19 protein-coding genes are annotated in these 26,380 nt (G+C 40.4%); 10 read left to right on the forward strand and 9 right to left on the reverse strand.

From position 1 onward, the window contains the following. Positions 1–114: 114 nt before the first annotated feature. From VB836_RS25265 to VB836_RS25290, 6 genes are all read right to left on the reverse strand, one after another. Positions 115–360, reverse strand: a complete 246-nt coding sequence (locus tag VB836_RS25265; protein ID WP_323223638.1) for a DUF6335 family protein — start codon at positions 358–360, stop codon at positions 115–117. A gap of 245 nt (positions 361–605) precedes the next feature. Continuing rightward, a complete protein-coding gene (locus VB836_RS25270; protein WP_323223639.1) occupies positions 606–1,766 on the reverse strand; it encodes a hypothetical protein in 1,161 nt (386 codons plus the stop codon). A gap of 160 nt (positions 1,767–1,926) precedes the next feature. Beyond that, positions 1,927–2,376: a phospholipid-binding protein gene (locus VB836_RS25275; RefSeq protein WP_456085768.1), complete on the reverse strand. Its 450-nt coding sequence runs from the start codon at positions 2,374–2,376 to the stop codon at positions 1,927–1,929. A 36-nt stretch (positions 2,377–2,412) separates the two neighbouring features. Then, positions 2,413–2,637 (reverse strand): hypothetical protein, encoded by a 225-nt coding sequence (locus VB836_RS25280; protein ID WP_046278017.1) that lies wholly within the window; start codon positions 2,635–2,637, stop codon positions 2,413–2,415. 353 nt (positions 2,638–2,990) lie between these two features. Then, the gene (locus VB836_RS25285; protein WP_323223641.1) at positions 2,991–7,703 is read right to left on the reverse strand and encodes a S8 family serine peptidase; all 4,713 of its coding nucleotides are present in this window, start codon (positions 7,701–7,703) and stop codon (positions 2,991–2,993) included. Positions 7,704–7,735: 32 nt separating this feature from the next. Beyond that, the gene (locus tag VB836_RS25290; RefSeq protein WP_323223643.1) at positions 7,736–8,161 is read right to left on the reverse strand and encodes a hypothetical protein; all 426 of its coding nucleotides are present in this window, start codon (positions 8,159–8,161) and stop codon (positions 7,736–7,738) included. A 76-nt stretch (positions 8,162–8,237) separates the two neighbouring features. Between VB836_RS25290 and VB836_RS25295 the strand changes: the two genes are divergently transcribed. The 4 genes from VB836_RS25295 to VB836_RS25310 all read left to right on the forward strand — a co-directional run bounded on the left by VB836_RS25295 (position 8,238) and on the right by VB836_RS25310 (position 12,561). Beyond that, positions 8,238–8,402 carry a hypothetical protein gene (locus VB836_RS25295; RefSeq protein ID WP_323223645.1) on the forward strand — a complete coding sequence of 55 codons (165 nt, stop codon included), beginning with the start codon at positions 8,238–8,240 and terminating at the stop codon, positions 8,400–8,402. Between the two features lie 86 nt (positions 8,403–8,488). Further along, on the forward strand, positions 8,489–9,136 hold the full coding sequence (locus VB836_RS25300) for a hypothetical protein (protein WP_323223646.1): 648 nt from the start codon (positions 8,489–8,491) through the stop codon (positions 9,134–9,136). A 53-nt stretch (positions 9,137–9,189) separates the two neighbouring features. Next, positions 9,190–10,110 carry a DUF1822 family protein gene (locus tag VB836_RS25305; protein ID WP_323223648.1) on the forward strand — a complete coding sequence of 307 codons (921 nt, stop codon included), beginning with the start codon at positions 9,190–9,192 and terminating at the stop codon, positions 10,108–10,110. Between the two features lie 30 nt (positions 10,111–10,140). Beyond that, entirely contained in the window at positions 10,141–12,561 is a 2,421-nt protein-coding gene (locus VB836_RS25310; protein WP_323223650.1) for a CHASE2 domain-containing protein, read from the forward strand. A 77-nt stretch (positions 12,562–12,638) separates the two neighbouring features. On the opposite strand, the gene VB836_RS25315 is transcribed toward VB836_RS25310, so the two are convergent. Beyond that, positions 12,639–14,126 carry a bifunctional metallophosphatase/5'-nucleotidase gene (locus tag VB836_RS25315; protein WP_323223652.1) on the reverse strand — a complete coding sequence of 496 codons (1,488 nt, stop codon included), beginning with the start codon at positions 14,124–14,126 and terminating at the stop codon, positions 12,639–12,641. A 472-nt stretch (positions 14,127–14,598) separates the two neighbouring features. Between VB836_RS25315 and VB836_RS25320 the strand changes: the two genes are divergently transcribed. Beyond that, complete coding sequence (locus VB836_RS25320; protein WP_323223654.1) at positions 14,599–15,978, forward strand: CHAT domain-containing protein; 1,380 nt, start codon at positions 14,599–14,601, stop codon at positions 15,976–15,978. A gap of 135 nt (positions 15,979–16,113) precedes the next feature. Here VB836_RS25320 and VB836_RS25325 read toward each other — a convergent pair whose 3' ends face one another. Then, a complete protein-coding gene (locus tag VB836_RS25325; protein WP_323223656.1) occupies positions 16,114–18,093 on the reverse strand; it encodes a family 10 glycosylhydrolase in 1,980 nt (659 codons plus the stop codon). A 1,019-nt stretch (positions 18,094–19,112) separates the two neighbouring features. Here VB836_RS25325 and VB836_RS25330 point away from each other — a divergent pair. Then, complete coding sequence (locus VB836_RS25330; protein ID WP_323223658.1) at positions 19,113–19,622, forward strand: sterol desaturase family protein; 510 nt, start codon at positions 19,113–19,115, stop codon at positions 19,620–19,622. Between the two features lie 309 nt (positions 19,623–19,931). After that, positions 19,932–21,770 (forward strand): serine/threonine-protein kinase, encoded by a 1,839-nt coding sequence (locus VB836_RS25335; RefSeq protein WP_323223660.1) that lies wholly within the window; start codon positions 19,932–19,934, stop codon positions 21,768–21,770. 437 nt (positions 21,771–22,207) lie between these two features. Here the strand turns inward: VB836_RS25335 and VB836_RS25340 are convergent, their stop codons facing one another. Then, positions 22,208–23,296 carry a RuBisCO accumulation factor 1 gene (locus VB836_RS25340; protein ID WP_323223661.1) on the reverse strand — a complete coding sequence of 363 codons (1,089 nt, stop codon included), beginning with the start codon at positions 23,294–23,296 and terminating at the stop codon, positions 22,208–22,210. 266 nt (positions 23,297–23,562) lie between these two features. Here VB836_RS25340 and VB836_RS25345 point away from each other — a divergent pair, with 266 nt between their 5' ends. The 3 genes from VB836_RS25345 to VB836_RS25355 all read left to right on the forward strand — a co-directional run bounded on the left by VB836_RS25345 (position 23,563) and on the right by VB836_RS25355 (position 26,327). Beyond that, positions 23,563–24,060 carry a hypothetical protein gene (locus VB836_RS25345; protein ID WP_323223662.1) on the forward strand — a complete coding sequence of 166 codons (498 nt, stop codon included), beginning with the start codon at positions 23,563–23,565 and terminating at the stop codon, positions 24,058–24,060. Between the two features lie 122 nt (positions 24,061–24,182). After that, positions 24,183–25,490 (forward strand): TldD/PmbA family protein, encoded by a 1,308-nt coding sequence (locus tag VB836_RS25350; protein WP_323223664.1) that lies wholly within the window; start codon positions 24,183–24,185, stop codon positions 25,488–25,490. Between the two features lie 42 nt (positions 25,491–25,532). Beyond that, a complete protein-coding gene (locus VB836_RS25355; protein ID WP_323223666.1) occupies positions 25,533–26,327 on the forward strand; it encodes a DUF3153 domain-containing protein in 795 nt (264 codons plus the stop codon). Positions 26,328–26,380 lie beyond the last annotated feature (53 nt).

The raw sequence follows: 26,380 nt of genomic DNA on the forward strand, positions 1-26,380 counted from the left end.
AGGGTATTACTATCGATTAATGACTTTAATTACAGCAAATATTATTCTTCAGGACGCCCCCCTTGCGTCCCTCAAATACTCCGACTTTAAAGAGTTAAAAAATCCGCTAACTCATTAATGATCTTCCGCCGAATCTGGATCAAGTTGCCATCGTTTTTCGTCTCGTTCATCTAGCTTTGATTTAACTTCTAGAGGTTCACCATCGGGTATATCAATTCCCGCCGCATCGGCAATACTTTCTGTATCGTGACCTTCAGGAACTGCATCCTTCGTCTCTGCTACAGGTGTATCTGGAATAACTTTTGTTTGATATTCAGGCTGATTTTGAGCGGGAAAATTTGGGGAAGATTCGGTTGCCATTATTAACTCCTTTATATCAACTCATCATTTGCATCTTGAATAAAAAGCCCCTGATTTTCTGACTTCAATTCACAGTTTAGGTGAAAGCACAGAAAAACAGGGGTTAAACCACCAACCAGATCAATACTCACTTATTAATTCACTCTCTTTAAATACTTTTACTAGACCTTCTTAGTTTATCTAGTGCTGATCTATCCTACTTCTACCGCCGGATAGATTCATTCACCCTATCTTCAGAGATACAGTTATAGTTGTGAAGCTTGTTGGCTCAATTGAGTTTGATAGTTTTCCTCTATTTCATTCAGGTTTAAGTCAAATTGATCAGCAATTGCCTCTAAAACTTTCCGTTCTTTGGCTGTAATCACACCATCAGCTTGAGCAATTCGATAGCATTGCATCAAGGTAGAAGGAGCAAAATCAGGATGGAGTTGCTGCAATAAACTTTCTAATGACTGATGATTTTTTAGGTGATTTTCGATAGTATCAGCCGTTTGTGAGTTGAAATTTCCCTGCTGTAACAGTTCAGAGACGACATCAGACCAAGATTTTTCCGGGGAACTTGCTAAGACTGTATGAACCAGAATTTGATCCATAATTTCTTCTTGTTTGAACGCTTTTTTGAAATAGTCTTCCTGTTCTTTATAAAACTCAGTCGGCGTTAATTTTGCGCCATCGGGTTGAAGTTTGGTTTCATAAAACCGACAAGCCGCATAACCCAGTGCATACAGCATAACAGCGTTAGAAGAAGCCCCGACAAATGCACCAATACCGGGAATAACTTCGATCACACCAAATCCCACTTTTAAAGCACTAGAACCGCCCAAAGATAAGCCAAAAATTCCTAAGACTTCTCCCCGACGTTCTGGATTATTTAGATCTAAACCATAAGCGGCTGCTATTTCATAAACCATTTCCGCTTGTAGTCGAGTTGTTGTCGCTAAATCTATGGCAAAAAGTGCCGCCGCTAAAGGAGGAATAAAATTTGTAGCTAATCCAATTCCTGCACCTTGTATTGACTTGTCCACCATGATCCGGTGGGCAATTTGATCGGCAGTTTCATCGGGATATTTTTGCCGCAATTTTTTGACTTTTCCTTCGGCTTCTTCAATATTGACTTGACCCAATATTACTTTTAGCCAATCTCCGCCAAAGAATTTGGTGATGATTTTTACAACGGGATTTTCAGCGATCGCTGCCATTGTATTTCCCGTTCCTTTAATTGCTTCTTCAAAGAGTTGTTGAACTTGTATAGCGCTCGCTTGCACGACTTGGCTTGCCACACCCAAACTGCTATCAATCACCCCTTGAAAATCTATTAGTGTTTCCGAGATGCAGCTTCCTAAATCTCCATTAGAGGATGTTTCTGGTTTAGATTGAGCAGATGAAGTTTGTTTAGATTCTTCCATTGTTATTCTTCTTGAAAATTTTCTCTAACCTTTTCAGTTAATACTCTCGTCAAATTAAAAAATCGGTGATTTATGATGTTTACCTACATCCATATAATAGCACTATTGAGCAAAATAGCCCGACTCAAATAGTGCTTTTTTGTTCTGTTTTTTAGTTGGGTTAACTCACTGTCACTTGAGAAGTATCGACGCTAGCTGCACCATCGACTTTTTTGGCAACAGAAACCATTTTATTTAAAAGATCTTGACTGGGAACTTTTCCTTTGAGAACGACTGTGCTACCTGTTTGCGCTACCCAGAGTGTTTCAATATCATCAAGTTGATTATCTTGATCAAACGCATAAGCGACTCGTTTTGCCAAGCCACTTTCATCATATTCTCCATTTAAACCTACTCTTTCTGAAGGAATAGAACCACCCCCTGTTGCTGCGGGAGCTTGAGCAACTGATGTTTTTGCTGTTTTTGAGTTTTTGGCTTTCTCTTCTTCCTTTTTACCAAACAGTCTACCTAACCAACTCATATCATTGACTCCAAACTTTGGGAATACTAACGAATAGTCTATCTGAATAATTGAGATCTTGTCCTCTATCGGTTGGCTAAATTTATTCAATTTTTATCTCTCTGAAGATAGATGACTCCAGGGATGCTATTGACCTTGAGAACCCGTTGCTTCAGATTCTGGTGTTCCATTATCTGCTACATCTGATGTATTTGAATAAATCTGTTTTATATCTATAAAAACATCTGAAATTGAATGGGATGGGTGAGTTGTTAATGAGGTTAAATCTTCAGATAAAACCTCTTTTTCGGTCAAAATTGCAAGACAAATAAGGCTAAATGCCGTAGGAATTAGCAACTTAGAAAATTTCATTTTTTTCAAAATCCTGAATCTATTTAGATTAAAAAGTTGCTTGTAAAGCACCCTTTGACTCTACATATCTCTCAGAGACTTTGACTTATGCAAGTCATATTTTTAACAATTTTCTTTATAAAAAGAGTATTGATTTACAAAAAAATATCCCTTGAATATCTCCAAGACTCTTTAACTTATGCAAGTAACATATTTAACCAATTTATTCATAAAATTTTTATTGATCCCCGAAACAAGCTAGGCTTATCTGTCTTGAAAAAAAAAAGGGGCAATCTTGTGAGATTACCCCATTAAATAAATCATGTGGCACACAGAGAAACCGAGTTTCTGAGGTGTATTTGCTCTAAAATTTTCTAGGATTGTAAGTAAACCGTAACATCCTGACTTTCCAAGTTGGATGTGGCAATATCGAGCTTACCGTTATCATCGAGATCTTCAAGGATGAGTCCAACCGGTACTTCTCCAACGGTAAAACTGATGGGAGCGCTGAATGTAGCATCGCCATTATTGAGCAGAACAGAAATCAAGTTTCCTTCGCGATCGCCATCATCAAAGAACACTGAATTTCGCATCACCAGATCGGAGTCGCCATCTCCATCAATATCACCTGAAGTCATGGTACTTGGAAACTCATTGGTCTCATAAAGTACAGCCGGAGCAAAGAAGCCATTGCCACTATTTCTTAACACAGAAACGGTATCCGAACCAAAGTCAGACGTCGCCAGATCGATGCTTCCATTGCCATCAAAATCATCGGCTACAATATTTACCGGACGATCTCCGACATTGAAGGTCAACGGTAAAGTAAAGGTAATATTTCCCCGGTTGAATAGTACCGATACGGTATTCTCAACTTCGTTTGCTGTCGCCAAGTCAACATCCCCATCTCCATCTAAGTCAGCCGCAACCACATCTCGAACCCCTTCACCTGCTGGCAGAGTGACATTGCTATTATCCGTCCGGTTAAATAACACAGATAGACTGTCTCCAGTATAGAAGGGGAAGTCAAATTCTTCGGAGTTGATCAACACAACGTCGGTGTTACCATCGCTATCAATATCAGCCGTTTCGCTAATAACGGGGCGAGCGCCTGCATCAAAGGTTGATGGAGTGAATAAGTCGCCGTCACCCTCATTAAAGTAGATCGAAACTTCGTTAGTGTCTGGGTTAACAGCAATCAAATCAATGTTACCATCCCCATCAATATCACCCACATCTAAGGAAGGATCATCTCCCGCTCCAGATGAGAAGAAATCGGTTGTAAAATCAAGGGGTCGTTCAAAGGTACCATCTCCTTCATTGAACAGGATGGAGAAACCGCTATCAAAATCGTCAGTATTGGCAACAATTAATTCATCGGCACCATCATTATCGAGATCAGCATTAACCAGATCTCCAGGGACACTATTAGCAAGATAGTCGGTTCGGGTAAAGCGAGTATTACTAAAGATCTGCTCAACTCCGTTGGCATCATAAAAATCCAAACCAAAGTCGTCGAAAGTTCCATCTTCTAAACTGATGAAATCATACTCGCTACCCAGACCATTGAAACCGGAAGCAAAGCCGTTTTCAAAGTAGAACGGTGTGAAGACTTCGCCAGTGCTATCTTGATCGACGTAGGTATCTACATAAACCCAATTTAAGATGGCATCATCGGGAACTTCGCCGCTATTATCAAACACGAAGTACAAACCGTTAGAACCGGTTTCGTTGGTTAGAAAGAAGTCATCGTACAAGGTGTTGAGGTTAAAGGTGCCGGGTTCTGCGTAGGTATAACCGAAGTAGTAATCGTTATCAAAGCTTTCGCCATCGTAGAGGTAAGCAAAGTCATAACGAACTAAACCGGGTTCTTCTGGAAGTTCTGTTGTCGGCTCAAGTTCTAAAATGGCTTCACCCAAAGCCAACACATCAACTCGTTTGTATTCTTCTTCGGTATTGACAACGTTATCATCTTCGTCATCACCATCAAAGATCGTCTCACCTGTATCTTGAATTAACGTGCGGAATTCATCAAAAGTTAAACGGCGTCCGAGTGTTTCCACCGCCAGTTGTTGAGCCAGAACCGCAATTCCTGAAATATGAGCCGCCGCTTGACTGGTATCTCCCTCAGTGGTGATTCCGCCATCTGCATCGGCTCCGATGCTAAATGGCCCGGGTGCAAAGATATCAGTTAAAATGGGGTCACGTTGAGAGAAACTGGCAATGCGATCGGCGTCGGCGGTAAAGTCGATAGCACCACTATCCCAGAATGTAATATCATCAGTTTCACGATCCCAGACTGCACCAACGGACAGAGAGTTGATATCGGCTGAGGGATAGGCTACACCCGGTACACTGGCCGAGCCAAAGAAATTATTACCCGATGCGGAAACAACGATAACATCCTGAGCAACGATTTCTTCTAAAAGTTGAGAGATTCCAGAAAAATCTTCTGCAAATTCTTCGACGATACTCGGTGACGTCGGATCGTCAAGGGCTTCGAGGAGATCGGGTGTTATGGCTTCTGAAAAGTTGAAACCACCCAATGACATATTCACGCTGGCAATATTAAACTCGTCGGTATTCTCAACCACCCAGGATAACGCTTGTTCGAGAGCCGCAGGACTTGCCCCTCCTCCACCATCGGGGAACACTTTCAAGTGAATAATATTCGCTCCCGGAGCGATGCCGGGATAGAGGTTATCTTCGGAGGCGATAATACTGGAAACATGGGAACCGTGACCATTGCTATCGACTCCTCGTTTATCTCCATCGGTATCGAAGAAGTCTTGATGGTAAACAATGCGATCGGCGACGCCATCTCCATTATTGTCTGGGCCGAAGAAGGGGTGATCTAAATCGATACCCGTGTCAATAATTACAACCGAGAAGTTACTGCCATCAATTCCTTCAAAACGGGGGTCGGTTCGGAAGCTTTCTAAGTTCGGATCGGCTGGTGATGGTTCTAGATTAATTAATTGACTAGATTCGCTGCTTTGGATCTCAAATAATCCCTCATTTGAACCCGTTAGATCAATACCCGGAATGCGTGAGGTAAAGGCAACGTTGAGATCGTAATCTGTTGTTTCACCATCAAAGGATTTGACCTGAATAAAATAGGTTCCGGCTTCGATTGGTCGAGTAATTGACTCTGAAGTAATTCCGATCACTTCGGAACTGTCAATAATGGTTTGGTTGCTATCTAATAGGAATAGATCCGCATCGCTACTTAAACCGTTTAGGTCTATGGAAATATTCCCGGCTGCTCCTAATGTGAAAGTATAAATGTCTTCTAAGTCATCACCACTGAGTTGCTCGCTGTACATTAAGCCATTGGAACTAACGGCTATCTCTAAAGCGTCTTGGCTGGTATTACCCGGATCTTCGGTAACTTCTCGTTCTTCAATTTCCGTCTGGGGAGGGATTTCATTGTCATCATCGTTGATGATCTGAACTTCTTCGGGAGGGGGAAGTTCAATAGCTGGCGTTGTATCGTCTGGGATATCTGCAAAAGTGAAATTGACTGTGGTTTGAGAAACTAAACCAAACTCATCTTCTGCTTCTAGTTTGAGTGTGTAAGTTTGGTTCTCTACTAGGGTTTCTCCTAAGAAGGCTTCGATTTGCAAGGGGTCAAATTCAAAGCCTCCATCGGCTTCTAATTGATTGGTGACATCTAATAAATTATTATCAGATCCGGCTCGTAAAGCGACAATTTCATTATCATCGCTAACGGTTCCGATAATGGTTGCATCGGTGGTTATGCGATCGCTATTACTATCGCCTGTATCGTTGGCTAATTGGGCTGTAATTGTTGGGGGTGTGGGATCAAGAGTAAAGGTGACTTCTGCTAATTCTCGCGATCGCAATTCGGAGGTATCAACCGCTCGTAAAAACACAGTATAGCTGTCATCTACGAAGGAAGTATTCAATGCGGCTTCTAACTGGTTTTGAGTTAGGGTAAATGAACCATCCGCAGCAATGTTGGTTTGAATGGGAACGAATGCTTCACCAATACTCACTTCAATTTCTGCAATGCCAAAATTATCGGTGGCGGTTCCCGTTATCGTTGGATCAGAAGTAATGCCATCACTATCATTTGTTCCGGTATCATTGGCTAATTCGGCGGTAATTGTAGGTTCTATAAAATCCGTTCCAGGAGGCACTAATTCCCCAGGAGTAACATTATTATCATCGGGAGCAATTGTAAACGTTATTTCTGCGACTTCTAGCGATCGCAATCCTGAACTATCTACGGTTCGTAATTGTACGGTATAGATACCATCTGTGAAGGAAATATCTAATGCTTCTTCTAGCTGGTTTTGAGTCAGGGTAAATGAACCATCGTCGGCAATATCTGCCTCTATTGAAACAAATTCTTCACCCAAACTGATTTCTAATCCGGCAATTTCAACGTCATTGGTAACGGTTCCTGTTAGAGTCGGATCGGATGTAATATTATCATTATTATCGAGTCCGGTATCATTGGCTAGAGATAGAGTAATGGGTTCTTCGGTATCTGTATTGCTTGGATTTGGCAGAAAAATATCTGGTGTTAAAGTCTCGGAATTTACCCCTTGCAATAACGCCAATATTTCCCCAGAGTTAATATCTATAATTGCTGTATCTCCTGCGGGTGTTCCTTCCAGACTGAGGTCTTCAAAGGTCAAACCATCCTTTAATTCAATCTGGTCTTCCGCGACATTAAAATCAAAAATTAGGTCGGTTGCCGTGATGTTAAAGTTACCCGATCCAATTTCCAGGACAAAAAGATCTTCACCTTCACCGCCGATGAGAATATCTGTTCCTTTGTTCCCATAAATTGTATCATTTCCAGCATCCCCAAAGATGACGTCATCTCCCTGACCTCCGAACAGCAGATCGGCTTCTGAACCGCCATGAATCAGGTCATTTCCTTGATGTCCGTAGATGGTGTCAGCACCCGAATTTCCAAAGAGTTGATCGGCTTCTTCAGCCCCAAAAATAAAGTCATTGCCTTCTAGTCCGAGAATTTGATCGGAACTGGAAGTTCCCACTAAAATACCCGTGTTTTGCGTGTCAAAAAATGCAGTTTCTTGAAGAAAAACCATGTTGTTTACCCCTAAAAAAGAAAGCTTGAAGGTTAATAAGATGAAAGGTGAATTGATTCCCGATTAGAAGTGAGGGAACTCAGCTTAAATTGAATGTGAATACGTTCGAGTTCAAGCTGACCAATTGTCTGGATAATTGCCAAAATTTCATGGCTGGTTTTCTCTCGTTCTAAGTCGAGACAACAGCAAGAATATCGTTCATTCTGGAAAGTCATTGCATCGAGTTCTTGACAGAGTTGAATATACCGAGAACAAGCCGTCGCCAGTTCAGATTCAATTGCATCTAAGCGAACCTGAGTTAAAATTAGCTCGGAGTTTGATGTCGAATTTGAGTGCAATTTTGGTGATTTTAAGTTGTAGAAATTCTCCCAATATTGAGTTTTAGCTTTCCCCACAGAAAATAATCTGGGGTTGTGTTGTTGGGGGGTTGAGTAGATGTCAAGTGCAGATGTCCTCATCCGTCAGAACTCCTTTATCGAATAAACGAGAGTCAATGCAGCCTGAACCCCTGATGGAGAAGGTTCAAAACGGGTCATGGCTCGGAACGTTGTAGGCGTTCGTCTTCTCTATCGGTTTGGCTTCGGTATTTTTACGGATGAGGAGGAATATTTTTGGAAGTTTAGGCTGAAAAGACTTCAGGGCTGGAGTTTCGAGGATCAAGAGTCCAACTCAAATCAAATTATGTTAATCTGTGACTGACTTGACGTAAAATCAGCCTTTCATTTTTGATAGAGAAGTCAAAGGCCGTAATGGTGGCGGTCAACCTCAAAGGAGTAACACAAATTGTGGACTCAGGAGATCAGTATCTACAACAGGACGAATACCTCAAACAGTTGGCTTTGACAGCCCAACAACACCCTCGTCTCAGTCGTTCTCGACGCCTTGCGCTGACTCGACTGACTCAGGAACTTTTAAACTCGGGTCGGTTGTGTCATCCTCATCCCAGTCAATTTGTCGATCACTATCCAGAAATTTATGAGATTGCGGTTCAAAATCTTATGCTTTATATTTGCACTAATATTGATAAGTATAAGTCCGATAAGGCTCCGGTCATGCGATGGGTTAATTTCCTTTTAGAAAGACGATTTTTTACAGAGGCAGTTCGTGAAGTCATGGGTAGAAAAAATCAGGAAATTCAGGGTTCAGATTCTGTAGATACTTGCAGTTTAACATCAGGTGAAAATTCTCCGAGTTTATCAGATTTAGTTCGACAGTCAATAGAGGAAGATGTCAATGGTATTTTTGCCAGCAAACATATTCGGGGTTATCCTCAAGCCAATTTTCAGGAGATATTCAGGCGTCGGATTATCGCAGAGGAAAGTTGGGAAAATATTTCTACTGATTTTGGGATAAAAATTTCAACGCTATCGGATTTTTATCAACGATGTATCAAGCAGTTCTCGGTTGAAATTAAAAACCAAATTAAAGGTTAATAATGTTCTGATTGAAACAGCAAAACTAAAAAGCCATGAACTCATTGATGACTATGCCCATAACAAATAAAGACCGAAAGATTGCTGAGAGTTTTTCTGGGAAACAATCTCAACCCCAAAAGCGAGAGCAAGTTTACTACAATAGTTTAGCGGTTTTAGCTGTTAATCATTATTGTCAGTGGATGGAAATTTTGACTGATTTAAAAGGAAGTGATAGCTGGAATCCGATCACACAAACTTTAGGCAATGTGGCTGATTTATCCCTGGCTAACTTAGGAAAAATTGAATGTCGTCCTGTCAAGTTTGATGCTTCGGTTGTGGAGGTTCCGGCTGAGGTTTGGCACGAGAGAATCGGTTATCTCGCGATTCAGTTTGATGAAGGTTTTACCCAAGCTAAATTTATCGGATTTCTTGAACAAGTTGATCGGGAAAAAATTCCTTTGGATCAATGGCGATCGCTTGAGGATTTTTTAGATGTGATTGAACGATTAGAAACGGTTCAGTCTTATAATTTTCATGTTAATCTTGGGAATTGGTTACAGGGAATTTTTGAGAGTGCTTGGGAAGGAATTGAAACAATTACCCAACCTTCTCATCTAGAATTAGGATGGAATGTTCGTCAACATCATCGAACTCCTTCTCAGACTTCAGACTCTCATACATCTGCGATAGAACGAGTGAAAATAGTCTCTCTCGAACCAACGGGAACAGAGATGGCTTTGTTGGTGGGACTGACTCCTACAACCCCCTCAGAATTGAATATTTCAGTCGAACTCTATCCCACTCAAGTTTATAGTCATCTTCCCGAACAACTACAATTGATGATACTCGATAATAGCGGAAAATCAATTATGCAAGCCGAAGCGGGAGGAAGTGAAAGACTATTATTTAAGTTTAGTGGAGAGTTAGGAGAACAGTTTAGTATTAAAATAGCATGGGGAGACATTAGCATCACAGAAGCTTTTGTGATATAGTAATCTAAAAAATTTCGGGGGTGTTTGTTGATGAGTAAATCCGTTGTCCTGAAATTTGAAGGAGATTTTGAAACCGAAGGCTTCCGAGTCACGCTAGAAGTTCGTTCGCCTGAAGGGAAAACGCTGTTAGAAAAACAAGGGGATTTACCCGAAAATCCGGCTTTGGCTCAACATTTAAGATATCACTGGCAAGAAAAATATCGCAGTTTAGCCGCCCCTTACAGAATAAAACCGCAGGCGATTATTCGTCAAGGTTCAATTCCCGAACGGATTAAAGACTGTCAAACTTCCGCTCAAACGTTAAGCATTCACATTAGCCAATGGTTAGAGGCTGATAGCTTCCGTCTGATTGATAAACGACTGCGAGAAGAACTAAATAAAGAGGAAGAAATTCGGGTTTTAATCCGCACTGATAATGCTGATCTCCACAAGTTACCCCTACACCTATGGGATTTTTTTGAAAGTTATAAAAAAGCAGAAATAGCCTTAAGTCCGGTTGAAATTGAAGCGGTTAAAGACAGTAAAAATAATCCGATTCACTCCCGAGTGAGAATTCTTGTAATTCTGGGTCATAGTGAAGGAATTGATATTGAAAAAGACCTGAAAATTATTCAAAGTTTACCCAATTGTGATTCGGTTGTCTTGGTTGAACCGGAACATAAGGAAATTAATGATAAACTTTGGGAACAACCTTGGGATATTATCTTTTTTGCCGGACATAGTGAAACGGAAGGCGAAACCGGACGAATTTATATTAATCCTCAAGACAGTTTAACGATAGAAGAATTGTGGTTCGGTTTAAGAAAATCTGTTGAAAAAGGGTTAAAACTGGCAATTTTTAATTCTTGTGATGGGTTAGGACTTGCGAGAAAACTTGATGATCTGAATATTCCTCAAATGATCGTTATGCGGGAGTTAGTTCCCGATCGCGTTGCTCAAGAATTTCTCAAACATTTTCTCACAAATTTTGCCCAAGGACAACCATTTTATTTGGCAGTACGCGAAGCAAGAGAACGATTACATGATGATTTTGAGCGTGAATTTCCCTGTGCGAGTTGGCTTCCAGTGATTTGTCAAAATCCAGCTTATAGTCCTCCCAGTTGGGAAGATTTAGCCGGAAATAAAGCCAATTTTTTTGGTTTTAACACCCAGAAAAAACCCGGTTTATCTCAGAAAAAATATAGATTTTGGCGATGGAAATTACCAAACATTTTCTTATCTGCAATCACCATAACAGGTATGATTTGGGGAGTGCGATCGCTAGGCGGATTACAAGCTTGGGAACTCAAAGCCTATGATCATCTCATGCAAATGCAGCCCGATGAAGGTTTAGATGAACGATTATTACTGGTTACGATTACAGAAAATGATGTGCAGTCACAGCCTCCAGAAGAACGAAAAGGATATTCCCTTTCAGAGCGATCGCTAGCTTTATTAGTCGAAAAGTTAGAACAATATCAACCTCGAGTGATTGGTTTGCATCTATTTCGAGAAACCGCCCTTGATCCGCAATATAAAATTCTCAGCGATCGTCTCAAAAATAGTGATCGCTTTTTTGTGATTTGTCGATATGGTGATCTGGAAACGCCTGGTGTTTCTCCGCCCCCAGAAGTGCCTTTACAACGTCAAGGATTTAGTAATATTTTGGTTGATGCAGATGGGATTATTCGTCGCAATTTATTATCAGTGGGAGCCGCATCTAGTTGTCAAACTCGCTTTTCTTTGAGTTGGAAACTAGCCGAACGTTATTTAGTGGATGATCAAATATTTTCTGAAACAACATCAGAAGGAAAGTTAAAGCTAGGAAAGATGATCTTCAATATTTTAGAACAGGGAAGCGGTGCTTATCAGGCTGGTTTAGACTGGCGTGGACATCAAATCATGCTAAACTATCGTAGAACTCAACAAATTGCTCGACAAGTCACACTATCTGAAGTTTTAGCCGATCAAGTTAAACCGGAATGGGTACGCGATCGGATTATTATTGTCGGAATAACGGCATCAAGTTTTAATGATCATCATTGGTTAACACCCTACAGTTACCATTATCAACCCCTTCAAAAAACGACAGGAATTGAAATTCAGGCGCAGATGGTGAGTCAAATTTTGAGTAGCGTTTTAGATGATCAACCGCTCATTTGGTGGTTTCCAGACTGGGGAGAAGCGATTTTTATTTTGAGTTGGTCAATCATTGGCGGTATGATCGTTATAAATGTGCGATCGCCTCAAGTTTTCATCATCACAACAGGAACGATTTTAATCGCATTGTACGTCAGTTGTTGGGGGGTATTTTTACAAGGAGGTTGGATACCTTTCGTTCCCTCTGCATTAGCCTTAGTCGCGACAGGAAGCACTGTCTATTTGAAAACAAATGCTAACTATTCTAGCAAAATATCTCCAGAACAATCTAAAATTCGTCAACTGCAACAAGGCGATCACTGTCAGCTTTGAGAAGATTTTCCTAGCATTGTAAACACCTGCCGTGACAGGTGTCTACATGGGATTTCAAGCTCTCGTGAATGGAAAAATTAGGACTTGTAAACCAATCGTCCTTCTACATAGCTGTTCATGTTTTGATGAGAGCAGAAATATTCTTCTAGAACATCTTGAGATGAGGTAGAAATTACCTTAGCTTCACCTAATTGACTGAGTTCTTCCATCGTCATATTCAGACTTTGAACAGAATTCTTGTAATGATATTCCTGGAGACAAAGCGTATATTGGGCATCATCTTGTACAGGTTCACCTTTAACACTCAAAGATTCAAGCTGTTTATTGGTATCATTATAAACGGCTTGAACAGCTTTGTTAACCTGGAAACAATTACTTTCACCGGGAACTCGATTTTCCGGCTTCATAAAATGAGAAAAGATCATCTTCAGTTGCACCCCAGTTAATTTCACTCGGAAGAGAGGGCCGTCATAAGGATAAACTTTTTTCAGGTCACTTAATGTTACTAAAGGCCCTAATTCAGTGCCACGAATTGAGCCACTTCCCAGAAACACTACATCTGATAAGGGATCTTGTTCGGCAATAATATCAGTCAATAAATTCCCTAATTCGGTTTCTTCTTCCCGTTTCGGATGCAGAAGTTGACGGGCGATACGGCAAATCAGTCGGTTATATTTGCGATCTACTGCTTCTTTGAAAGTCGCAATAAAGTTTTCCAAATTAACATCAGGTTCAGCTAGATTACTATCGACAGGAATCAACTGCCATGTCCATTCTACAATGCTATTGGTATCATCATCGACTACAATATCAAAACGTCCAATTTGATCGCTACCGACTCCGGCTTGCGTAATCAAAATATCATTAACTTTTGCAGGTTGATCGAGAATTGTATGAGAGTGTCCGCCAATAATCATATCAACACCCCAAAGCGGATCGAGCATCGCAGCAAGTTTTTTGTCTTCTTCAAAACCAATATGGGTTAGAAGAACTGTCAGATCAATATCCTCGTTTTTGTAGGCGTTGCAAATTTTTCCAACTTCAGCAGCAGCATCTTCTAAATTCACAAAAGTGCCAATACTGGTATCTAGCTTTAATGACTTGAGAACTTCTTCTGTGACAATACCGATGAACATAATATCAAATCCATCAACATTCAGGATGATATAGGGGTTCATCAAGCGTTTATTGTATTTTTTAATATACAAGTTGGCATTGACAATCGGAAAGTTCGCCATCTTTTCGAGGAACAATAAATGAGGAAAACCATAGTCTAATTCATGGTTCCCCAAAGTGACGACATCCGGCGCTAAATAATTCATAATTTCTATGGTTGAAAGGCCTTTATATTCGGCATCAATCATAGAACCCTGAAGCATATCCCCAGAAATAACAAACAGGACATTTTTCTCTTCCTGGCGAACTTTATTGATATATCCAGAAAGCAGCGATAAACCTCCTATCACATGACCTTCTCCTGTTTTTGATTCGGCTAAAAAATCTCCGTGCATATCATTGGAATGCAAAATCGTAAACTTTTTAAACCGTTCTGTCGTCGTCGTCATAACTTGATTCCTCTAATCGTTAACTTGATGCGTCTGATAATATCCCCAAAAATTCGGAGAATTGAACACAATCTGATGCGTCTTGTGTTTTTATTCTGAACAATAAATTCAGCACCTTTCATTTATACACAAAAAGTATATCTACCTCACATACATAAAGTTAACGTTTTTGTTATGAACTTTACCGCTTAAATTAACAAACTGCATAAGATGTGTATTTTGTCGATATATATAATATTTGTCTTGGGGTGAAAAACTTTTTTATAAAATTAAAATTTAAGTTTGTATTTAATTTGTAATTTTACTTAATAAACTGCAACTTAAAATCTTAAAAATAAAGGATATTTTATCACATTTTGACTCAAAATCAAGCCATTTAGATTAATATTTGTTACATTGAAAAAAACATCAAATGAGGTGCTGTATGTTGGGAAAATTATTCTCTTCCAAAAACAGATACAAGGCTTGTCTAGTGACTGTTTTGTTTATTCTTTCAACTTTTTATTCTATCAACCTGAATTCCGAAAAAACTCTATCTCAAGACATAAATCTCAATCAACCCAATTCGTTCAAAATTGCTTCTGAAGCCACTGTATCAGAGAAAGTCATGCAAATGGAGCAAAGATTGAAAAAAGAATATGAGGTTTATTTTGAACGAAACCTCACCAACGCTGAACAGAATGGTGATGAAATTGCTCAAACTTTGTTAAAAATTAGCCAAGAGAGTAACATTAAACCTGCCGTGTTTTGGATGATTCCTGAACCAGAATATTTGCATTTAGTCTTTATTTCTCCTGGGAAATACCCTCTCGTTCAAGATATATATACCCTCAAGCGTCAAGCTCTAATTGATGCAGTCAAAGCCTTTCATTATGAAATTACTAATCCTAGAAACCTCTACAAAAATTCCTACTTCAGTCAGGCTAAAACACTCTATGAATGGCTCATAAAACCCTTTGAAGCCAATCTAAAAACAGAAGGAATAGACACGATATTATTTTGTTTAGGAAAAGGGTTGCGTACCCTACCGATAGCCGCTTTACACGATGGAAAACAATTTTTGGTAGAAAAATACAGCCTCTCAATTATCCCTGCATTTAACCTGATTGACTCCAACTATACACCCATCAAAAAAGCCAGAATTCTGGCGATGGGTGCCTCAGAATTTCAAGAACAAGCGCCTTTACCTGCCGTTCCCGTTGAACTCTCAAGCATTGTTAATTCTAACTCTATGGAGTCTAACTCAATAGAAAATATCTCAACTAAAATGTTTCCAATGGGTTGGCCGGGAAAATTATTTCTCAATCAAAACTTTACCTTAGACAACTTCAAAACTCAAATTGACTCTAAAGCCTTCAACATCATTCACTTAGCAACTCACGCCGAATTTCTCCCCGGAAAACCGCACAATTCCTATATCCAATTTTGGGATACTCAACTGCATTTAAATCAAATGAAAGAGATTAGTTGGGATAATCCCCCGGCTGAATTATTAGTTTTGAGTGCTTGTCAAACGGCTGTCGGAAATCAAGATGTCGAGTTAGGTTTTGCAGGACTCGCGTTACAAGCGGGGGTTCAGTCTGCATTAGCCAGTTTATGGTATGTCAGCGACATAGGAACGTTAGCCTTAATGAGTGAATTTTATCAACAGTTAAAAACCGCACCGACTAAAGCAGAAACACTCAGACAAACCCAAATTCAAATGATTCAAGGAAAGGTTCGTTTAAACGGAAAGTTGATATTATCAGGGGGAGAAATGCCTTTACCTGAAACTTTACCAGCCTTGGGAGAAACAGACTTTTCTCATCCTTTTTATTGGTCAGGATTTACTCTTATTAGTAGTCCTTGGTAGGTGTTTTTAGTGAACAGTGTAGCGGCAGGTTCACAGAGATTTAGAACTTCCAACAAATAACCTGACTCAACCTCAAAGAGAAACCCGGTAACTGATGAGAAACCGGGTTTTTAATTAATTTTAAAATGCGATTGCTTACTGAACCGCTACCACTTGTTCAACACTTTCATTCGCCATTCTATCAACTGCTTTAATCGCATAGGTTCCGGGTTGAAGCCTTACCGTCGTTGTTTCAGCGTTGAGAATATTCAATAATTCCCAACTATTTCCCTGCTGTTGATACACCGTCCAAGAACGAATATCTTCCGATAAAGATGGACTCCAACTCACCGTATCATAACGAACGATTACATCCGTTGGCGGTTGCGGCGGTTCATTGTCGAGCCACGTCATCGGCGGAACTAACGCAGGTTTTGAATACAACCCCGATTTAAAAATATCGTTCACACCCTGACGATTATCCCGGAAAATCTTCATGCTAAAAAAGATATTTCCCAGCGATAAATATTGGGAATTCTGACGAGAAATTTCCACTTGACGTTCAAACTCAGAAATCGGCCAACCGTTATCTAATTGACTCAAATAATTTCCCGCATAAATATGACGTTGTTGAGGATTATTTCTTAACCACCAATTCAACAAAATCGGATAACTTTGTTGCGGCGGATCAATTCGCCAATACAATTGGGGAGCCAAATAATCCACCCAACCTTGTTCCATCCACAATTTGACATCCGCATACAATGATTCATATTGATCTAATCCGACAATTCCGGGTGCTTTTCCAGGCCGATAAATACCAAACGGACTAATCCCAAATTTAACATAAGGTTTAGTCGCTTTAATGCCCTCAGCAATTCGTTGAATCATCAGATCAACGTTCTGACGCCGCCAATTTGAGAGCGATAAAGTTCCACCTGAAGCCCGATAAGCGGCGTAGGTATTAGAATCAGGAAAATCAATGCCAGATACCGGATAAGGATAAAAATAATCATCCAAATGAACCCCATCAATATCGTAGCGTTGCACCACATCCATAATCACATCATAGGTGCGATCTTGTACTTCTTTAACACCGGGGTCCATCCAGACTAAATCCCCATAACGATAGGCATATTGCGGATAAACAACTGCCATATGATTGGGGGAAAAAGGAGAGTCTTGGCGGGCGAGTCTGGCGCGATAGGGATTGAACCAAGCATGAAGTTCAATATTCCGTTTATGACATTCTTCAATCGCGTATTGGAGCGGGTCATAATAGGGGTTTGGCGGCACACCTTGCGCCCCCGTTAACCAACCACTCCAAGGTTCAATTTGAGAGGCATAAAACGCATCCCCATTCGGTCGAATTTGCAACACTAACGCATTGAGATTCAACTCCTCCATGCGGCTGAGAATTGCTAACAGTTCAAACTTTTGTTGAGCAACAGGTAAATTGGGTTTACTCGGCCAATCAATATTCGCAACCGATGCCACCCAAACCCCGCGAAATTCCCGTTGATGGTTAACATTATCGAGGCCAGTAGCTTGCTGATTTTGAGGAATAGTTGCAGCTTGAGAAATTGATTGAACTTCCTCCGTTAATTTTCCTAATTGTTCTTTGATTTCTGATAAATCGGGAAAAACTTTCTGAAAACGATTTTCAGGACTATTTGCAGTTTGAGTGAGAGATTCAACTTCTGCCGTTAATTTTCCTAATTGTTCTTTGATTTCTGGTAAATCTGGGAAAAGTTGCTCTAGATTATTTTCAGAACTCTTTGCAGTTTGAGTGAGAGATTCAACTTCTGCCGTTAATTCTCCTAATTTTTGTTGAACTTCTGGCAAATCGGGAAAAACTTCATGAAGACGATTTCTTAAAAATTGCCGTTTTTCTAACAGATTTGAGCGCAATTTTTGAAGCAATTCTCCTTCGGGTTTTTCAACATTCGGCACCGGAAGATTGGTATAAATTGAACTTGGGGGTAAAGAATAAGCTTGAACCTGAGTTAACATCAATCCCATAAACACAAAAAAGATGCTAATAGCGGCTTTGTGTTGAAAGCGTGTTAGCTTTGGGTTGGCGGGTTGACGGGTATCTCGGCGTAGGTTGTTCACTCCTCGACGTATCCATTTCATAGCATTTTTCGGGTGAAGGGTTAACACCACAAGTCAGACAACAATCTAATAGAATATCTGAGATTGGGTTCATTGACATACTCCCCATTTCTAAAGAAAGGGGATTCTCCAAGCCTCACGGCTTTGGATTACTGATTCATTGACAACCCTTACAGCCAACTGGTTTCCCAATCAACTCCAGAGGGGTGAGTCTCCCCAGTCGTTCATCTCATTTCAGAGATAGTTTCGGTATGCCCTACCGTACTTGAGAAAAAAATGCTTGATTCTCTGTACTTGGTGCTTTAAGGTTTTATCTTGCCAAAGCATTCCTGGCAAGAACCCCGTACCTTAAGTTTTCAAGGTTCATTGCATCGATTAGATGCTGGGTTTTTCAACTGGTTGAATACCCTGCCAGTTGAGTTATTATAGCATTAGAAAGAGCCTTATATCCCCATACCTGAAGGTAGGGGCGTGTGCGGCAATTTTTGGTAACAAGAGATTTTCGTTACACAGACAGTCCCCCTCGTTTTTCTAGCGCTGGTGAGGCGTATCCGTACAATATCCGATTTTGGCGTGGCTGTAGGATGAGTTACGCTTCGCTTTTCATTTAAAATAAAAATGCTATATCTGCTAGCCCAAGGGTCTAGACTGCTCATCTACTGAGCGGGAATGGCTACTGTACTGCACCTTTAGATAGATGAACTTTCTCGCAATAACTGTGATGCTTAAAAAAGAGTTTAATCGCTCTATAGCTAAAGTCCCTTTATTTTATCGCTAATTTTAATGTTATCGTTAATCTTTAAGAATTACTCAAGACTATGAAGCTTTGGTTCTTTTATTTCTTCGCTTTTTTCGCAATTATTTTGATTCGCTACTTTCTGATCGCTGGAGGCACATACTGGTTGTTTTATTCGTTTTTTGGGGGCTTTTTTGGAAAACAATATTCTGATTTTCAGTCCCCCAACAGGGATTTAATTAAAAACGATATTGAACTTTCAATCATCTCGACTTTCGTTTTTTCGGTTTGCACTGCCTTAGTCATGTATATACACGATTCGGGTGCAACGCGCTTGTATTCTTCAATTGATGATTATGGACTATTTTATTTAGTGATCAGTTTCCTCGGTGTGATTTTTTTACAAGATACCTGCTTCTACTTTTTTCATCGAGTATTTCATCATCCTAAATTGTTTCGATGGCTGCATCGCGGTCATCACAGGTCGAATTATCCAACGCCTTGGACATCTTTTGCCCTCGACTTTTTTGAAGCATTGATTCAAGGATTATTTCTAATCGCTGTTGTTTTCATTATCCCCGTTCATTTTATCGTTTTGGGTTTATTACTAACAACAATGACGATTTGGGCTGTCGTTAATCATCTGGGGTTTGAATTATTTCCGGCTTTCCCCAATCATTGGCTGGGAAAATGGCTCATTAGTGCCACCTATCATTCCATTCATCATCGCAATTATCAAATACATTATGGATTGTATTTTACCTTTTGGGATAGGCTTTTAGGGACTAACGATTTAAAGGATGAACATCTATAAACCGTAAGTATTAACAATAATTAATTCCCAACCCCCCTTTTATATCTTATTATTTAATACTCCCCTCGCCTAACCCCACCCCCCCTTTTTTAAGGGGGGATAAAGGGGGGATTAAGGGGGGCAAGGGAGAGGTAACAATAAAGGTTTACGTTTGAGGTGAAGTTGAGAGTAGTGGATAAAAACCCGGTTTCTCAAAGAAACCGGGTTTTTCAGATGGAGGTTAATTAGAAGAGAGGTAACAATAAAGGTTTACGTTTGGGGTGAACTTGAGAGAAAATAGAGATAAGATCCTCAACTATCTCACACCGTATGACCTGCTGTTTAAACCCCTACTGTCCTAAACCCGACAACCCCGACGGAAACCGCTATTGTCAAACTTGTGGCACCGAATTAATTACCATTTTGAGAGGTCATTATCGGGTGATAAAACTGTTAGGAGAAGGGGGTTTTGGTCGAACCTATCTCGCGGAAGATATTGATAGATTGAATGAATATTGTGTGGTCAAACAATTCACCGCAAACGTTCAGGGAACCGGGGCGTTAAACAAAGCCACACAACTGTTTGAACAGGAAGCCCGACAACTTCAGCAACTCGGCAAACATCCCCAAATTCCCACATTATACGCCTATTTTGAGGAAGGAAAACAGTTATTTTTAGTTCAGGAATATATCGAAGGCGAGACGTTATCACAATTAGTTGAAAAGCGGGGAGTTTGGAAGGAACCGCAAGTTAAACAACTGTTGGATAATTTATTACCCGTTTTGAAATTTGTTCACGAACAAAAGGTGATTCATCGGGATATCAAGCCGGATAATATTATTCAACGTCGGGGCGATGAATGTTTTGTGTTAATTGATTTTGGGGTTGCAAAACAGTTATCAACAACGGTATTACAAACAAAAGTTGGGACTCGTATTGGTTCCGATGGTTATGCACCTATCGAACAACTGCAAGGCGGGGAAGCTTATCCGGCGAGTGATTTATTTAGTTTGGGGGTAACTTGTTTTTATCTGTTAACTCAAGTTCATCCCTATGATTTGTTCTTAGAAGAAGGTTATGGTTGGACTCGCAACTGGGAACAACATCTCAAGCAATCTATTAGTCAGGAATTAAAGGAAGTTCTAACTAAGTTACTGCAAAAAGACGTTCGGCAACGTTATCAGTCTGTTTCTGATATTTTAACAGCTTTGCGATCGCATTCTACAAAAAGTTCTCAAATTCCTCAATCTTCTCAAACTGCTACTTCACCTGTTTCTTGGAAAAATGCAACCTGTATTAAAACTTTAACAGGACATTCAAATCATGTTAGGTCTGTTGCTTTCAGCCCCGATGGTCGAATTTTAGCCAGTGGAAGTGATAACCATACTATTATATTGTGGGATATCACAACTCACACTCAAATTGCTACTTTAAAAGGACATTCGCATTGGGTCACTTCTGTCGCATTTAGCCCAGATGGTCGTATTTTAGCGAGTGGGAGTGAGGACAAAACCATCAAACTCTGGGATATCAGAACTCACCGGGAAATTGCGACTTTAAAAGGACATTTAGATTGGATAAGGTCTATAGCATTGAGTCAAGATCGTTATATTTTAGCCAGTGGAAGTTCTGACAAAACTATTCGCTTGTGGAATGTGAAAACTCACCAAACAATTGCCATCTTAAAAGGACATTCAAATTCAGTTGTTTGTGTAGCATTGAATCAGAAAGCGAATATTTTAGCAAGTGGTAGTGCTGACAAAACTATCAAATTGTGGGATGTTTCCACTCACAGAGAAATCGCTACTTTAGAAGGACATTCAAATTGGATAAGGTCTGTAGTATTTAGGCCCGATGGTCGAATATTAGCCAGTGGAAGTGATGACCAAACTGTTAAACTTTGGGATATCGCAACTCACACTCAAATTGCTACTTTAAAAGGACATTCAGGTTGCGTAGGGTCTGTAGCATTTAGCCCAGATGGTCGCACGTTAGCCAGTGGGAGTTATGACAAAACTGTTAAATTGTGGGATGTGAAAACTCAAACTGAAATTGCTACTTTAAAAGGACATTCAGATTGGGTTAAATGTGTTGCATTTAGCCCCGATGGTAACACGTTAGCCAGTGGAAGTGATGACAATACGATTAAATTGTGGCGACCTCGGTAGGTTGGGTTTTTTTTATCAGGTTTAGGGGTTTTTTATCAGGTTTAGGGCGCAAGCCTTGCGCCCCTACGGTTGGGGATTTTGTGTATAAAATACAAATAACAACCATTCCTCTTTGTAGGGTGGGTGACAATTAATTTGTAGTAAACATCACCAATTTTGAGGAAAATAACCCACCCTACACCCAGCCAATATTAGTAGGGTGGGTGACAATCAATTTCTAGTATAAATCACCAATTTTAAGGAAAGTCACCCACCCTACACCTTTTTAACGGGAATTTAGGGGGATCTTGTAAAAGTCCCCCAGAAATACCCCCAGCTACCCCCAATACCCCCAATGTTGGGGGTCACGGGGGCGGGGGTCACGGGGGCAGGGATTTAGGGGGCGGGGGATTTAGGGGGCGGGGGATGATCGGGGAATATAATCAGGGAGAGGTTAATTAATCCTCAAATTGCATTAAATTCCCAATTTGACTTTCATCTAACACCTTTTTCGGACGCATAACTAAAATTAATTGTCCTAACAGTGATAAATTGGGATCTTCTTCAAACCACTGTAATTCCAGTTTATTATCCTGTTCAACCAAGAAATAACGATCCGCTTCCCATTGACGTTGTGAACGATCTATTACGACTAAAACAGGTTCAACTTTTCCCGGTAAAGGACTCGGTAAAGTGTCGCTTTTACCAATAATAACAACCGGATCTTCTGCCTTCGTAATCACCTGCCAACCCGGAAGCGGTATCCACGCCCCAGAACCCTCAAATTTAACCATGCGAAACGGTTCAAACTCATCAGTTATTGGCACCGCTTTTAAATCTTCTACAGTTAACGGAAATTCACCGACAACCGGAAGAATACGCGGTAAATCTTCATCTGATTCTAACCGATAAACAGGTAAACGAGGGGCGGGATGAGTGGAAACAACGGAAAAATCAGTTAATAGTTTTTCAATGTGTTGTCGGGCGTCGGGAGAATTAGCAAATCTTAACCCTTTGGCAATTAAACGCGATCGCTGTTGAAGATCGCTATGTTGTCGCGCAGCTTTCCAACATTGATAGGCGATCGCATCACCGGGATGTCGCGTAAAACCTTCGGGTAAACGACTCACACGGGAGAGATCTTTGATCGCTTTGGCGAGATCTTTGGCTTCGTCGGCGTCAATATTTTGGGATATCGTAAATTCTGCCGCTTCTATTCGTTCCGGTTGCGTTAAAATGCGAAATTCATAGAGAATATCACTTCCTTTTTGCATAAAATGCGATCGCACCCGTTCAGAAGCGCCGCCTGTTACCAAAGAGTTGTATACTTGAGAAGCGACAATCACCTGATTTTGCTGAATCGGTTCAAACCCCGTTTCTTCAAACAGGTTTTGGGAATTGTAGCCCGATTTTTGTAGCGTCGCACAGGCTTGTCCCCAGTCTACCCAAGTTCCTTCTTTGCGACGGAGTAATTGGACTAATTCTTCTACATTCCCGGTTTCATTCGACGGTTGTGGGTTGGGGTTGTCTTGCGGTGTTCCAGTCATAACGTTCAAAATCCAGTTTGAGTTTAGCCTACACTATAATTTGTGATTTAATATTTAAGTGGAAGGCAACGGGGTAATTCGGGTTGAGTCAAAATCTAGTTAGATTTCTCACACTTTACTCAGTTTACCTGAAAAGGGAAACTTCAGCTCATCTGAGACATTTTGACGTTTTCTCTGTCGGACATTTTGCTCAGTCTGCTCAATCGTTTTTCTTTTTTCCGTCTAAAAATCGTTAAACTTAGTCTATCTACAATTCTAATCCTCTCATGAATTCTAAAGTCTTACTCAAAGAAATCTATAAAAAAGTTCCCATGTACCGTTTATTTAATCGCTTATGGGTTCATCCTCATCAGATTAAAGGTTATGGAGTCGCTGATATTGAATGTGATTATCCGCAATGGGGGCCAGGGGAGGATTATCAACAATGGTTTGATCAAAAAATGGAAACGTTTCAAGTACAAACTTTTCCCCCTGAAAATAGTAATAATCCTGAAAATCATATTGAGTTGGTGAGAGTTTTGATTTTACTTTGTGATCCGGTTGTCGAACTGAATTTTAAGCGGTATATTGATGCAAGTTTAGATTCGGATGATCAGTTTTTTGTGCCGATGCGGTTAGCGACTGAATCTTCTTTGAAAACCTTAGAACCCTCGGAAGGATTGGAAATTCATGTTCTCGCTGAAAAAACTCAAAAGGAGATTCTTTATCCTGATGAAATTTTAGCTGAGATTAATGAAACTCTGTGGACAAAAAGTTGGGAATAAACAAGAGAGTCAGGGCGGGTTTCTTGAAGTTGTTTGTGAAAAACCTCAATCTGAGTGGAATTCGCCCCGACAGCAACATGATCCTTTAAAATAAAAACAACAAACCTATCAACAGTAATTTTATGGTAAACTCAATTGTCGAACAACTCTTAGAACAAACCCGTCAAAAAGTAGAGGCGGCTGAGGTGTATTTTCTCTCGTCTCAAGATACACCGATAGAGTTTGAAAATAATCGCCTAAAATCCCTACAAACGAAAGCGAAACAGGGCGTTGCTTTACGAGTCATTCATAACGGAAAGTTAGGGTTTGCGAGTTCAACAGATTTAACTCGACTGGATGACTTAATTGATGCAGCCATTCAAACCGCAGAAATTGGTGATCCCGTAGACTTTGAACTCGCTGCAAATTTTCATCACTCTAGCCCCAAAACCTCTTATATTCCCCCAACGACTCAAGACTTAGTAGAATTAGGTCACTCGTTAATCGAAAAAGTTCACAACTATAATTCAGAAATTCTCGTTAATGTTGGCTTTCATGTTCGGACTCAACAGGTACAAATTGCCACAAATCAAGATGTTTTTGCCGAACAATCGAGTCAAATTGTCACCGGAAGTTTGGGCGGAAATCTCGTCAGAGGAGAAGATTTTCTCGAAATCTCTAGTTTTGATATTGCCAGAGATCGTTCTCTAGATAGCGATCGCCTGTTATCAGAATTGATTGAAAAATACCGTCTCGCTGAACAAAAAGCAACCATTTCTAGCGGAACTTTTCCTGTTTTATTTACTCCCAGGGCGGTGGCGATGGTGTTGGGGCGTTTATTTAAAACGGTGTTATCAGGTCAGGCGGTTGTGCAGAAATCCTCACCTTTGAGTGATAAACTGGGTCAAACCCTATTTGATCCTCGTTTCACGTTGTATGAAGATCCCAAATTTGGGCCTTCGGCTTGTGAGTTTGACGATGAAGGAACCCCCACCACTCAAAAAACATTGATTGACAAAGGCACCGTTCAAGGGTTTTACTGGGATAGACAGTGGGCAGTTCGAGGTCAAGTTGAACCAACCGGAAATGGGTTTCGCGGTGGGTTATCGCGTCCGGGGCCTTCTTTAGTGAATCTTTGTATGAGTCCGGGAAGCACTTCTACAGAAGATTTAATTGCGAGTATCGATGAAGGATTAATTGTTGATCAAGTGTTGGGGGCGGGTCAGTCGAATCAATTGGCGGGAGAATTTTCAGTTAATTTAGATTTAGGATATAAAGTCGAAAACGGTAAAATTGTCGGCCGTTTAAAGAATACAATGGTAGCAGGTAACATTTTTGAAGCGTTTAAACAGTTAGGGGATTTAAGCGATCGCCCTGAATGGGTAGGCGGCGGATCAAATGTTCCCAGTATGCTATTTAAACAGTTGGGAGTCGCCGCCCGAAAGTCTTAAAACCGTTCAAATGTTTCTGATTCAGTATCTACAGTTAAAACCATGAAAACGATCCGAACCCTATTAATCGTTTTTCTCACTTCTTTGTTGCTGAGTGGCTGTGTTCAGTATGATGTTGGCATTGAATTTAATAGCCAAACGCACGGAACTATTCAGCAAAAAATACAGCTATCTGAACGTTTAACGGGCTTTAGCCGTGAGATTGTCAATGAGTGGGTACGCAGTCTCAGACATCGAGTCAGAGAGGTTCAGGGGCGAACCCAGCAAGTTTCAGAACGGGGAATTTTAGTGACGATTCCGTTTAATAATGGGGCGGATTTAGAAAAGAAATTTGAACAGTTTTTTAATCCCATTGACCTGAGTAAAAAGCCAAGATATCAAGATCAACTCGAAAAGAATTTACCTCAATTTTCATCCAATTTAGATTTAACCCAAAATAACTTTATTTTTGTTTTGCGGAATCATTTAAGTTTAGAACTAGATTTGCGATCGCTAGCTTTACTGACAACCAATCAACAGGTTTTAATTAATTCAGGAGACTTGCTAGAGTTACAATTTAGTTTAAATACCCCTTGGGGCGCTAAACTCATAGAATCTCAAGCAGTTAACCCGGAAACAGCAAAACCCTTAACGGTGACATCCAAACAAAACGGTCAACTCGTTTGGACGTTAAAATCAGGTGAAGTCAACCACTTAGAAGCCGTTTTTTGGATACCCAGTCCAGTCGGAATCGGTGCCGTGATTATTGTATTATTGACCTATTTGGGTTATGCTTTAAAATACACGCTGTTACCGAAAATAACTGTGAGCAAAAAGACAGTTCAAGCAGAAGTTTAACCCTCGTTGGACAACAGCAAGCGAAAAATATTGTAGGGGCGCTGCGGCTTGCG

Source organism: Limnoraphis robusta BA-68 BA1 (assembly GCF_034932365.1).
Classification (GTDB): domain Bacteria; phylum Cyanobacteriota; class Cyanobacteriia; order Cyanobacteriales; family Microcoleaceae; genus Capilliphycus; species Capilliphycus robustus.